At 41.0% G+C, this 13518-nt stretch carries 13 protein-coding genes and 1 other RNA gene; 2 read left to right on the top strand and 12 right to left on the bottom strand.

The window, feature by feature from the left end:
- Nucleotides 1-575, top strand: a 575-nt coding sequence (locus tag ACH8E3_RS16275) for a hypothetical protein (protein ID WP_458633696.1), incomplete at its 5' end; no start/stop codon positions are given.
- On the opposite strand, the gene ACH8E3_RS16270 is transcribed toward ACH8E3_RS16275, so the two are convergent.
- From ACH8E3_RS16270 to ffs, 5 genes are all read right to left on the bottom strand, one after another.
- Nucleotides 576-875: a hypothetical protein gene (locus ACH8E3_RS16270; RefSeq protein ID WP_458633695.1), complete on the bottom strand. Its 300-nt coding sequence runs from the start codon at nt 873-875 to the stop codon at nt 576-578.
- A gap of 109 nt (nt 876-984) precedes the next feature.
- Nucleotides 985-1584 (bottom strand): recombination mediator RecR, encoded by a 600-nt coding sequence (gene recR / locus ACH8E3_RS16265; RefSeq protein ID WP_458633694.1) that lies wholly within the window; start codon nt 1582-1584, stop codon nt 985-987.
- 27 nt (nt 1585-1611) lie between these two features.
- The gene (locus ACH8E3_RS16260; RefSeq protein WP_458633693.1) at nt 1612-1923 is read right to left on the bottom strand and encodes a YbaB/EbfC family nucleoid-associated protein; all 312 of its coding nucleotides are present in this window, start codon (nt 1921-1923) and stop codon (nt 1612-1614) included.
- Between the two features lie 34 nt (nt 1924-1957).
- Nucleotides 1958-3721: a DNA polymerase III subunit gamma/tau gene (gene dnaX / locus ACH8E3_RS16255; RefSeq protein ID WP_458633692.1), complete on the bottom strand. Its 1764-nt coding sequence runs from the start codon at nt 3719-3721 to the stop codon at nt 1958-1960.
- A gap of 273 nt (nt 3722-3994) precedes the next feature.
- Nucleotides 3995-4262, bottom strand: an RNA gene (ffs, locus tag ACH8E3_RS16250) — signal recognition particle sRNA large type.
- Between the two features lie 192 nt (nt 4263-4454).
- Between ffs and ACH8E3_RS16245 the strand changes: the two genes are divergently transcribed.
- A complete protein-coding gene (locus tag ACH8E3_RS16245; RefSeq protein WP_458633691.1) occupies nt 4455-5414 on the top strand; it encodes an NAD(P)H-dependent flavin oxidoreductase in 960 nt (319 codons plus the stop codon).
- A 123-nt stretch (nt 5415-5537) separates the two neighbouring features.
- Here ACH8E3_RS16245 and rpmE read toward each other — a convergent pair whose 3' ends face one another.
- From rpmE to ACH8E3_RS16210, 7 genes are all read right to left on the bottom strand, one after another.
- On the bottom strand, nt 5538-5735 hold the full coding sequence (gene rpmE / locus ACH8E3_RS16240; protein WP_458633690.1) for a 50S ribosomal protein L31: 198 nt from the start codon (nt 5733-5735) through the stop codon (nt 5538-5540).
- A 95-nt stretch (nt 5736-5830) separates the two neighbouring features.
- Complete coding sequence (locus ACH8E3_RS16235) at nt 5831-7108, bottom strand: radical SAM protein (RefSeq protein WP_458633689.1); 1278 nt, start codon at nt 7106-7108, stop codon at nt 5831-5833.
- A gap of 79 nt (nt 7109-7187) precedes the next feature.
- A complete protein-coding gene (gene rho, locus ACH8E3_RS16230) occupies nt 7188-8570 on the bottom strand; it encodes a transcription termination factor Rho (protein ID WP_458633688.1) in 1383 nt (460 codons plus the stop codon).
- A gap of 57 nt (nt 8571-8627) precedes the next feature.
- On the bottom strand, nt 8628-9884 hold the full coding sequence (locus ACH8E3_RS16225; RefSeq protein WP_458633687.1) for a UDP-N-acetylglucosamine 1-carboxyvinyltransferase: 1257 nt from the start codon (nt 9882-9884) through the stop codon (nt 8628-8630).
- A 210-nt stretch (nt 9885-10094) separates the two neighbouring features.
- Nucleotides 10095-10949 carry a class II fructose-1,6-bisphosphate aldolase gene (fba, locus tag ACH8E3_RS16220; protein WP_458633686.1) on the bottom strand — a complete coding sequence of 285 codons (855 nt, stop codon included), beginning with the start codon at nt 10947-10949 and terminating at the stop codon, nt 10095-10097.
- A 185-nt stretch (nt 10950-11134) separates the two neighbouring features.
- Nucleotides 11135-11515 carry a response regulator gene (locus ACH8E3_RS16215; RefSeq protein WP_458633685.1) on the bottom strand — a complete coding sequence of 127 codons (381 nt, stop codon included), beginning with the start codon at nt 11513-11515 and terminating at the stop codon, nt 11135-11137.
- 222 nt (nt 11516-11737) lie between these two features.
- Nucleotides 11738-13339: a CTP synthase gene (locus tag ACH8E3_RS16210; RefSeq protein ID WP_458633684.1), complete on the bottom strand. Its 1602-nt coding sequence runs from the start codon at nt 13337-13339 to the stop codon at nt 11738-11740.
- Between the last annotated feature and the right edge of the window lie 179 nt (nt 13340-13518).

Genomic DNA, 13518 nt, shown 5'->3' with positions numbered 1-13518 from the left:
AATTATTCATTCTCATTCAAATGATTTCTCATTTGTTTTGTTCTTACTTTCGTAAAAACCACTCACTCGTTGTTCAGTTTTCAAAGATCAATTTCTTATTTATCAACCGCCGATTTACCTCGGCGACAACTTCTATAATATATCATACCGCTTTGTATTCCGTCAAGCTTTTTTTTCGAAATCTTTATCGATTATTTTTTGCCTTTCGGCAAGCTTGTCTGCCTTTCAAAGGGGCGATTAATAATGTAACATATCAACACAATACACGTCAACTGTTCATTACAAATAATTTTACAACAAACAAAAGTAACACCCCAGGTAAGCCTAATAACGTTACAGTACCTATAGTAACCGGGTTCAAAGGAATATATACAGAGGATATCAACCCTGAAAAGTTAATCAAGTATATCGCTACCGAAGCAAGAATCAAATGTGTTGCAAACACTGTCAGCCATCTAAGTTCTAGTTTCCTTTTTATAAATAGCACGAATAGTATACATGAGGATATTAATAATATACACAATAAAATCAACTTCACGTTCCGTATTCCCCCTTCATCACTTATCTACGTTTAATCATACAGACCTATTTATAACTCGACTTATAATTGAAGATGCATTGGAGATTTCTCTACGATCGATACCTGCATCTTTTGCTTTCCTCAGATGTATTTGATATTTAATCTCTGCTGCCTCTAACATATATATTGCATAATCCACCTGGTCCTTGCCTAATGCAGATTCAAAATATAACCGCGCCTCTTCTAACCGATAAAGTGCATCCTCAATATCATTGAATATTTCATGGTTCACACCTGGCTTTGCTACACCATCTTCTTTAAACATATTACCCCAGTAACCTTTCAAGCTTTTCATAAGTAAAATCCCCTCTCTTTGTATCCTACTTACATACTTATCGAGAAAAGGACAAACTTAGAACAAAAAAAGAAGCCCTTTTCAGGACTTCTACGTTTCTTCATTCGATTTAATTGATCTCATGCCGACCTTCCAACGCTTTAGATAAGGTCACTTCATCCGCATACTCCAAGTCTCCTCCAACGGGTAGGCCGTGAGCAATACGAGTTACCTTAATACCAAACGATCGAATTAGCCTAGATATATACATCGATGTTGCTTCACCTTCAATATTCGCATTCGTTGCTAGAATAAGTTCCGTCACTCGCTCATCACCTAATCTATTCAGTAACTCCTTTAAACGAATATCATCAGGGCCAATGCCCTCCATAGGAGATATGGCTCCTTGAAGAACATGATAGTAACCATTGAATTCCTTCGTGCGTTCTAAGGCTACAACATCCTTATGATCTTGTACTACACAAATCACAGAGGGGTCACGTGTCTTATCCTGACAAATGCGGCAAGGATCGGTATCTGTGATATTGCAACAAATAGAACAATAATGGAGGTTTCGCTTCACACTAACTAATGCTTTCGCGAAATCAATGACATCATCTTCCTTCATCGTAATCACATGGAATGCCAAACGACTTGCCGTCTTCGGACCAATGCCAGGCAGCCGCGTAAACGATTCGATCAGTCTTGCAATAGGTTCGGGATAATACACAATGAAAAATCTCCTTCTGCTGTGAATTTAGAACAGGCCAGGGATCTTCATTCCGCCTGTGAATTTACCCATATCATCGTTAGCAAGTTCATCCGCTTTAGTCAAGGCATCATTCACAGCTGTCATCACAAGATCCTGCAACATTTCAACATCTTCTGGATCAACCGCTTCTGGTTTGATTGTAATAGAAATCAGCTTTTTGTGTCCATTCACTTCAGCAGTCACGACACCACCGCCTGAACTACCTTCTACCATCTTTGTTCCAAGTCCTTCTTGCGCTTTAAGCATTTGCTCTTGCATTTTCTTCACTTGCTTCATCATCTGATTCATATTATTCATAAGTATCTCTCCTTTTGAGTTGCACATCTTCGTGCTATTCTTTGATCACTACAAGATCTTCCCCAAACAATTGAAGGGCTTCATCAATGAAAGGCTCGGATCTTGCCCCAGCATCTTCATGCTCATGTTCTAACTTTAATTCTTCTTTAGCATTCTGTGAAGATCCTTCTATCACTTTCGTCCAATCGCGTTGCATAACGGTAACCAAACGATACGCCTTTCCTAACTTCGATTCTATTACACCTTCAATGACTTGCTTATTAGCAGGCTTCTCGGTTGTTTCTCTGTGGATTGTATTTTTAAAAGCTACTAAAACAGCATCATCAAGTATGGATACAACCTCTCCATCCATAAACCAAGCATGCACGGTGACCTTCTCTTCTTTTACACCTTGAAGAATCTGGCCCCATTGTTTCTGTACAGCTTTAAATACATCCGAGTCTTTATGAACCACATATTGATCCAAATGTTGGGGCACCTTAGTAGTTGTAGCTGCCCGCGTTATTGGCATTCCACTACCAGAAGATCTTGAACCAACGGTAGACTCCCGACTATTTGCCGATGGTGCATTACCTGATTTCATAAATTGTTCAAGCTTCTTCTCTAGTGCACTAATCTGTTTCTTAAGATCATTCATCTCACCTGTACTGTTAGGTAAAGAATGTGTAACCTCGCTATTAGATCTGTTTTGCTTATCGAATTGCGTATCACCCTGAGGTATACTACACAATTTAAGAAGAGCCACTTCAAAAAGCATCTGCGGTTGTGAGGCGTATTTCATTTCACTCTGGTAGTGATTCAGTATATCAATCATTTGGAACAAATCATCCCGCGAGAAGGCCTCTGCCATCTCTTTGTACTCACTGGGGTTTAACACTCGGTCGGTCAGTTTGTCAGCATGCGGAATCAGCTTAATCATTAGTAGATCTCGGAAGTAGAAAAGTAGATTTTCCATGCATTTATCTGCACTCTTTCCCTCTTGCATGAAATCCTCTACAAGTTGCAATACTTGGCCTATATCACCATTCATTAATCCTTGAGCCAACAACCCGAACTGTTCGGAAGCAATTCCGCCAGTCATATCCATCACCTGTTGATAGGTTACAACATCATCCGTAAACGATGCTATCTGGTCTAGAATACTAAGCGCATCCCGCATGCCCCCATCTGATAACCGAGCAATATATTGAAGGGCCTCGTCTTCAGCTTTTATATCCTCTTCTAGACAGATACGACGTAATCGCTCGGTTTGTTCATCGAGGGATACTCTTCTGAAATCAAAACGCTGACAACGCGAGATGATCGTGGCGGGTAACTTATGTGGCTCGGTCGTAGCTAGAATAAACATCACATGTGATGGTGGCTCCTCTAGTGTCTTCAACAAAGCATTAAAGGCTTCTGTCGTTAGCATATGCACTTCATCAATAATATAAACTTTCTGTCTGACTTCGGTAGGTGCATATTTAACCTTCTCGCGTAAATCACGAATTTCGTCTACGCCACGGTTAGATGCTGCATCAATCTCTTGTACATCCATAACTGCACCAGCCGTTATCCGCAGACATGAATCACATTCATTACAAGGTTCCTGCTGAGGCCCACGCTCGCAGTTCACCGCTTTTGCCAAGATCTTTGCTGCACTTGTCTTCCCGGTTCCCCGTGGCCCGCTGAACAGGTAGGCATGAGAAACCCGCTGTTCGCGAATTGCATTCTGCAGCGTTTGAATAATATGCTGTTGTCCAACCATGTCTTGAAAAGACTGTGGCCTCCAAGCACGATACAGCGCTATATGTTCCACTTTGCTTTACCCTCTTTCAACTTCCACTTCATGTTACTATGTCACTTCATCAGTATACTATATTCCCGTGATCTACAAAACTTCATTTAGCCATTCTCGATAATAATGCTACACAATGAATGTGAATTACTTATGGCTGCAGCTCAATGTGTTCAGTATAAACAAGAAAAGGCCGATACATATACTTTCATAATATCGCAACAAATACACATAGAAAAGCACCTTCACCAAGTGGCAAAGATGCAGATAAATTCATGTTTATTTAGAATAAGACCGTGCACCCGTTATTGATAATTGCGATCCAAGCGGCAACCCTCTGTATCTACTCGAGCTAGGCGTCCCTTCGGCACAAGAGAAAATTGCTTATGGCTGCTTCCTTCCGGACCTGACCAAGTTCACAAGTACTCATTGCGAAGGACCCAACTGTCAACGAAGCACACAGGGACCAAGACCTCACATCAACAAAACCTCTAACAGGAATTCAACCTCGCTACAGCGGATTGCGAGTTACAGGGCACCGCTACCTCCCCGTCTAGCACGGTGAAAACAAGTATATCTCATGAGCACTCAAAAATCAACAAGGTAAAAATACCCTTGAGTCATAAGCATCTAAATATCCATTACAACATGCGTTGTATCACATCTGCAACTCTCCAAGTATGTTATTTTTTATAAATATTACTCTTTCGAGTTCTATTAAAGATTCACAAAACTAGTGGGAAGAGGTGAATCATTGAGCTTACCAACAATAGAATTTGGCCATATCAAATCAAAGGTTCCAATTATTCAAGGAGGTATGGGTGTAGGCATCTCCTTAAGCGGTCTAGCTGCTGCAGTAGCCAATGCTGGCGGTATCGGTACTATTTCAGGCACTGGTATCACTACTGAAGAACTTAGAATGCATATTCGTAGAACAAGAGAATTAATTAGAGGAAATGGGTTTATTGGCGTAAATGTCCTCTTTGCAGTAAAGGACTTTTCTGAAAAAATGAAGGTCGCTCTGGAAGAAAAGGTCGACTTTATTATTTCAGGGGCAGGAATCTCTAGAGATATGTATTCATGGGGAAAGGAAAATAATACACCCGTTGTCTCCATTGTTTCATCTGCCAAATTAGCTAAACTTTCAGAAAAGTTAGGTGCCTCAGCTGTTGTTGTAGAAGGCTTCGAAGCTGGAGGTCATCTAGGCACAGATCGATTGATGTTTGATATTCTCCCAGAAGTGGTGGAAGCCGTAACCATTCCAGTCATTGCAGCAGGCGGTATTATGACAGGTGACGATGTTGCCAAAGCAATCAAACTTGGTGCTTCCGGTGTACAAATGGGGACTCGCTTCGTAGCAAGTGATGAATGTGATGCTCCCTTATCATTCAAACAGAAGTATGTTGAAGCTCAATTGGGCGATACTGTCTTGGTTAAGACTACCGTTGGATTGCAAGCAAGAGCAATCCGAAATGAATTCACAGATCAAATAAGCGGCGATTCTAAAATTAAAATTGCTAAATGTTATAGTTGTCTTAAAGTTTGTTCGTATCGGTTTTGCACAATGGAATCATTGCTAGCCCCCCTAAGAGGAGAAATTCAGAATGGTCTGCTTTTTGCCGGGTCTAGAGTACATGAGATCAAAGAAATATTACCTGTAAAGAAGATCATCGACAATATTGTTGCGGAGTATCACAAAGCTGTGACCGTTTAACATTTCACACTTACAACTTAGATTTAAATGATTATATTAATGTATCAAAAAAGACCCTACCTCATATGAGGTAGGGTCTTTATAAGTTTGATTATTTAAGCTGTCAAGCAATATACGTCACAATTAGATGCCGTATTTCTTCTTAAATTTATCAACGCGACCACCAGCATCCAGGAATTTCTGTTTCCCAGTATAGAATGGATGGCAGTTGGAACAAATTTCTACGCGAAGGTTTTCTTTAACAGAACCCGCTTCGAATGTATTACCACAAGCACAACTTGCTGTAGTAACGTGAAATTTCGGTTGGATTGATTTTTGCATGACTTTCACCTCTTTCCGCCCTGAGCCTCATGTGGACACAGAGTTATAGGACACATAATAGCATTTTAACAGGTTAGCTTATCATGTGCAATATATTATTTATTTATAACCATTCTCTTTGGTCTTCTCATACCTTCAGGAGGAACATGTGTAAAGGAACCTATCTCCACATCAGGTAATTCCGCTCTGTAGACCTCAAGCATCTGCTTCATACCCAATATCTCGCCTTGTGCTTGTGGAATGATCTCCAAGTAACTCTCAGGGTCTAGATTTAAATTACGCATCTGAATTAATTTTAGGCCTGTGCGTCGGCAGAATTCTATCATGGCTTCGATCTCTTCTTCCCGGTCGGTTACTCCTGGGAAGATCAAATAGTTAATGGACGTGTACACACCTTGATCCGTCGCATAACGTAGAGACTTCTCTACATTAGCTAGGTTATAACCTCTTGGCTTATAGTAGGCGTTGTAATGATCATCCAGCGCACTAATTGTACTGACACGCATAAGATCCAATCCAGCATCGACAATACCCCGCATATGATCACTCAGTCCAGCGTTCGTATTGATGTTAATATACCCCATATCTGTAATGGATCTGACTTCACGAATGGCATCGATAATAATCTTAGCTTGCGTTGAAGGTTCACCCTCACAACCCTGTCCGAAACTAACGATGGAATCCTCCATTTTAAGATGTTCAAGCATGACCTCTACTAATTCATCAACCGTAGGACGAAAATCCATACGGGTCTGGGGAGATACGAATCCACTATCTTCCGGTTGCTCGGAAATACATCCGAAACACCCTGCATTACAGGAATGTGACACAGGTACAGCGCCTTCCCAACGGTTAAGAAACGTATTCGATGAAGTTAAGCATTCATACCCCAACGCACAATTGGATAAATGAGAGTACAATCTATTATCTGGGTATTTCTCGGTTAAGTGTTTCACCCCAAGATTCAAAGCATCCGTATCACAGTTCAAAGGATTCCACTTCTGTGGGTCATCCGTTAAATGCGCCGCAACAAAGAACTGTCCATCCTGCCATACAACAGCTGAATATCCAAACAGGGGCAACTTATAGTCTTTATCTGCCTTCACATAGCCAGGAAGACATAACCTCGTATATCCCTGTGGAAGTAGTACTCCAACCGCTTGAGCATTATTCGGCAAAGACTGCATTTCTCCACTATCAGGGTCCATCCCTATAGCACGAGTACTTGGAAGTCCTACTAATGTTGCACCTTCTGGCAATGGAATAAGCTCATCTTGCATGATTTCAACGATCATATTCCCACTACGGGCAAGTCCGTATAGTGTTGGGTGATCAAATACATTACCTTGTTCATCTGCATATACTAAATACATGATGCTCTCCCTTTTCTAAAAAACAATATATAATACTTAACTAAGTTCTTATCACGCTCTATCCTGTCCATTTACTCCATTAGGAAGACGACGTTACAGAATTAGAGGTCGTACGCGGAGTCCTACGTGCATTGCTGCTAGACTTAATATTACTACTATTATTACTATTACTACTACTATTACTACTACTACTAGAGTTATGAGTAGTCTTCGATATTGTTCCAACATCAAATGAAGCAATGAATTCATCATTCGTCTTACAATCACGCAACTTCTTCAAGAAGCCGTCCACGAACTCGATCGAATCATTCATATTCTTACGAATCGACCAAATGGTATCCAACTCTTCTTTACTCAACAACACTTCCTCACGTCTAGTTCCTGAGCGACGAATATCGATCGCTGGGAATATACGTCGTTCTGATAATTTACGATCCAGATGCAACTCCATATTTCCAGTACCTTTGAATTCTTCATATATAACATCATCCATACGAGATCCCGTTTCTATTAACGCCGTGGCAAGAATAGTCAAGCTACCGCCTTCTTCAACATTACGTGCTGCACCAAAGAATCGTTTAGGTCGATGAAATGCTGCAGGGTCAATACCTCCACTGAGTGTACGGCCAGATGGCGGAATGACTAAGTTGTATGCCCGAGCTAACCTAGTGAGACTATCCATAAGGATGACAACATCCTTCTTATGTTCCACCAGACGTAATGCACGTTCTAGAACTAATTCCGCTACTTTAATATGGTTTTCTGGCAACTCATCAAAAGTAGAAGCGATTACTTCCCCTTTTACAGATCGTTGCATATCAGTAACTTCTTCTGGCCGCTCATCAATGAGCAGAACAAATAGTGAAACTTCGGGATAGTTTGTTGAGATGCTGTTTGCAATTTCTTTTAAGAGGAGCGTTTTTCCTGCCTTAGGAGGTGCTACAATGAGTCCGCGTTGTCCCAAACCTACGGGTGCAAGCAAATCCATAATACGTGTTGATAAGTGAGTCGGGGATGTCTCAAGAACCAGCTTTTTTTCTGGATACAGAGGTGTTAATGCCGGGAAGTGTAGTCGTTCTGACGCAGTCTGAGGATTCTCACCATTTACAGCATTCACTTGAAGCAATCCGAAGTATCGCTCATTCTCTTTCGGAGTTCTACACTTTCCTGACACCAAGTCTCCTGTTCTTAGATCGAACTTTCGTATCTGAGACGCTGAGATATAAATATCTTGGGTACTCGGAAGATAATTAATCGGTCTGAGGAATCCATACCCCTCCGAAAGGATCTCCAGTACACCTTCCATGAACATCAATCCACTTTGCTCTGCTTGTGCGCGCAAAATGGCAAATATCAATTCTCTTTTCTTCAACTGACCGTAATATGGTATCTGGTATTGTTTCGCCAGTTTATATAGATCGGTCAGCTTCATTTCTTCCAAATCGGAAATTTGCAGATCCATTTAATAACCACCTATTCAATTTTATAAGTCCACATATTGTTGATATTATCTGTATTCTTAACTATCCGACTCACGCCAGATTTCTGCTCCTAGACGTCGAAAGTTCTCAACCAAGAAATCATACCCACGATCAATAAACTCCACGCCGCTAACTTCCGTTATACCTGACTGTACAGTAAGACCAGCAATAACTAACGCCGCACCTGCACGCAAATCGGTTGCTGTGACCTTCGCAGCATTAAGCTGCTTACCCTCAATAATTGCAGAACGTCCTTCTACACGAATCTTAGCACCCATTCGAACTAACTCAGGGACATGTTTGAATCGGCTGCTATAGACAAAATCACTAAGCACACTAACCCCGTCTGCTTGTGTGAGTAGACTTGTCATTGGGGATTGTAAATCGGTTGGAAATCCTGGGTACACTAATGCCTTCACATCTACAGGCTCATAAGTTGTACGTCCAACAACGCGGATACTTTCATCTAACTCTTCAATGTGAACACCCATTTCTAACAATTTGGCTGTCATTGCTTCCATATGTTTGGGGATCACATTATCTATAACAACATCACCGCGAGTAGCAGCTGCTGCAATCATATACGTACCTGCTTGAATCCGATCGGGAATAATGGAGTGTCGGCAACCGTGAAGCTCGCGAACGCCTTCGATACGTATCGTTTCTGTACCGGCGCCTTTAATTACGGCTCCCATGGAATTGAGGAGTGTTGCTACATCTATAATCTCAGGCTCTTTAGCCGCATTTTCAATCGTAGTGGATCCTTTTGCTCGCGCCGCAGCTAACATAATATTAATTGTAGCTCCAACACTGGATACATCTAAATAAATTTTAGCTCCTTTGAGCTCTTTTGCATATAAGTGAATAGAACCATGTTCATTTGTTACCGTCGCACCTAAAGCTTCAAATCCTTTGATATGTTGATCTATTGGACGTGGTTCAAAGTTACAGCCACCTGGCAATCCAATCGTAGCCTCATTAAACCTTCCAAGAAGTGCTCCCATCATATAATAGGATGCTCTCAGTTTCTTTACAGACCCATTAGGCATCGGTATGGATTTAATATCCGATGGATCAATTCTCATCTGTGATCCTTCCCTTGTAACCTTAGCCCCTAACTCCTCTAGAATGTCTGCATATACAGCAACATCACTAAGTATAGGTAAGTTGTCCAGGACAACTTCACTCTCTGCTAATATCGCAGCAGGAATTAATGCAATCGCGCTATTCTTGGCACCACTGATGGATACCGAACCTTGCAGTGGACGTCCACCTGTGATCATTAATTTTTCCATAAGCAATAATGTCCCCCTACGTGTTTCGCAGTCAGTAGTAACAAGTACTGTTAGTCTATTGTTTCCAAAAATTAACCAATCATAACACGTCAGTATGATAATCTATCATATGAAAATGGAGAAACACCGGCTTAGCGGTGCTCTCCATGTCTTGCTATTTAACCGGACAGTATTGAAGCACATGTCCTGATTGCATATTGTAGAACGCTATTATGCTTGGTTACTTGAACCAAACTCACGCATCTTACCAATAACGGTTTGCTTAATTGCATCACGGCCTGGAACGATGAACGTACGAGGATCATATGCGTCTGGCTTCGCAGCAAGTGTCTCGCGAACAGCTTTAGCAAATACGATTTGGTTCTCTGTGTTTACATTGATTTTGGATGTACCTAATGAAATTGCTCTTTTGATGTCATGTTCAGGAATACCTGTACCACCATGAAGAACAAGTGGAAGGCTAATCGCGTTACGGATTTCTTCCATTTGTGCGAAGCCTAGGTTAGGCTCACCTTTGTATGGTCCATGAACAGAACCAAGCGCTGGTGCAAGTGTGTCAATTCCTGTTTCATTAACGATACGTACGCAATCATCAAGCTTCGCATACATTACGTCTCCGATAACGTCATCTTCTTGACCGCCAACCATTCCAACTTCTGCTTCAACGGAAACTCCTTTGGAGTGAGCATATTCAACAACTTTCTTAGTCATTGCAATATTCTCGTCAATTGGACTGTGTGATCCATCGATCATAACGGATGGGAATCCAGCGTCAATCGCTTCTTTACATTTTTCAAAACTTGAACCATGATCTAAATGAATAGCTACAGGAACGGTGATCTTCATATCAATCAAAAGTCCTTCTACCATTTTCACAATCGTAGTGAACCCACCCATGTGACGTGCAGCTCCTTCAGAAACCCCTAGAATAACTGGTGATTTCTCTTCTTCTGCAGCACCAAGAATGGCTTGTGTCCACTCCAAGTTATTGATATTGTATTGACCCACTGCGTACTTACCTTTTAACGCTTTGTTTAACATGTCTGTCATAGATACTAATGGCATGGTCTCAATCCTCCTAAAAATATTTGTTTTGTCTATATTCTTAATCCGACATCTCATACAAGCTATATTATACCACAACATATTCAAAATACTAAACATGCATTTATCACATCGTGCACATATTGAAGCGGACGGTTCGTTGCCGTCTATTATACTTACCTATGTAATAGTTCTAAGATTAACGGTTATAACCTTGCCATTGGCTTTTCCAATAATTCACTTACAGCTGATCGCATGACATCAATATCGAACGGTTTGGTGAAGTGCATAACTGCACCCAGCTCTGTTGCCACTTTGATCATATCTAGTTCTCCATAGGCTGTCATCATAATTACATTAATATCAGCATTGATTTCCTTAATGTTCTTTAGAATCTCAAGTCCATCCATTCCCGGTATTTTCATATCGAGCAATACTATATCTGGTGACTGACATCGAACAAGTTCTAAAGCAAGTTTTCCATTGGCTGCTTGAAAGGTATCATACCCTTCACTGTTAAACACTTCGGTTAATAGAATACGAATACCATTCTGATCATCCACAATCAATATCTTCTTGTTATTCACTTACTCATAGCCCCCTAAAATTAATATCCACAACCATGTTACGACAATTACCTAATTTCCCGATTAGTTCCAAATTATGCTATTCTACTTTTGTCATCCAATCTCCTGCATAAGAACATTAATAATAAAAAAAGCCCTTTAAGTCCAATCATCGCACAAATCTAACTTAGCAAAAAGCGAAGTTGTGCAACAATGTCTTAAAGAGCCTTATATAATACGATCTTATCCTTGATATTGAACAGATGCTTTTACAAACTCGCGGAACAATGGTTGTGGACGATTCGGACGTGAAATGAACTCCGGATGGAATTGAACAGACAAGAACCATGGGTGTCCTGGAAGTTCAACAATCTCAACAAGTCGTCCATCAGGTGAAGTTCCTGAGATAACAAGTCCTGCTTGTTCCACCACTTCACGATATTCATTATTGAATTCATAGCGATGACGATGTCTCTCGTAGACTAACTCATCATTATAGCAACTCATGGCCAATGAACCCGGTTGTAATTTACACGGATATAGACCCAATCTCATCGTGCCACCTAGATCTTCAATATCCTTTTGCTCTGGTAATAGATCAATGACCGGGTATGGTGTCGCTGGGTTAATCTCTGAACTGTTCGCCCCTTTAAGGCCCATAACAGAGCGAGCATACTCAATGATCGACATTTGCATGCCTAAGCAGATTCCAAAGAAAGGTATATTATTCTCTCGAACATATTGAATAGCAGCTATCTTACCTTCAATACCACGATCACCAAAGCCACCTGGCACGAGAACACCACTAATTCCTTGAAGAATATCCTTCACATTATCTTCTGTGATCTCTTCTGAATTAATCCAGCGTATCTTCACATCTACGTTGGCATCAAAACCTGCGTGCGCCAATGATTCAACAACGCTTAAATAAGCATCATGTAGTGCAACATATTTACCAACGATTGCAATCTCAACCGTCTTATCTAACTTCTGAATTCGCTTCACAAGTCTTTCCCATTCCGTCATATCTGCTAATGGTGTCGTTAACTTCAGATGATTGACAACAATCTCATCAAGTCCTTCATCGCGAAGGTTCAGCGGAACTTCATACAATGTTGCCGCATCTCGACATTCAACCACGGCGCCCTCATCAATGTCACAGAACAATGCAATCTTTGCCTTCATATCAGCAGACAATTCATACTCTGTACGGCATACGATAACGTTTGGTTGAATTCCAATGCTACGTAATTCCTTGACACTATGTTGTGTTGGCTTCGTTTTCACTTCACCAGCAGCCTTAATATAAGGAATAAGTGTCACGTGAATGTACATAACATTATCGCGACCGATCTCACTTTTGATTTGACGGATAGCTTCAAGGATTGGAAGACTCTCGATATCCCCTACAGTACCACCAATCTCCGTTATTACAACATCTGAGCCCGCTTCACGGCCGGCACGATATACCCGATCTTTGATCTCATTTGTGATATGTGGAATGACTTGTACCGTACCACCCAAATACTCACCACGACGTTCTTTACTGATGACAGAGGAATAAATCTTACCTGTAGTCACGTTACTGTTCTTCGACAAATTGATATCAATAAATCTCTCATAATGACCAAGATCTAGGTCCGTCTCAGCACCATCATCAGTTACAAAGACTTCTCCATGTTGGTAAGGACTCATCGTTCCAGGGTCCATGTTCAAATAAGGATCGAATTTCTGGATCGTTACTTTTAAGCCTCTATTCTTGAGCAGTCTTCCAAGTGATGCAGCGGTAATCCCCTTACCTAAGGATGATACAACTCCGCCTGTCACAAAAATATACTTTGTCACTGTAAAAAAACCTCCTATTTTAAGTCCAGAAATTCAGGCAACATATGATGTTAATCCTATCCCATAAACATTTCCTTACTCATGGTGTTGAAAATTGATACAACATTCACAAACCCATCTAAAAAATCGAGTAGGAGGGGGCGACTAGCCCCCGACCTCTCACACCACCGTACGTACCG

It is taken from the genome of Paenibacillus sp. CMAA1364 (genome assembly GCF_054373195.1).
The sequence above is the reverse complement of the archived record's forward strand: the minus strand, read 5'-3'. Positions and strand labels throughout refer to the sequence as shown.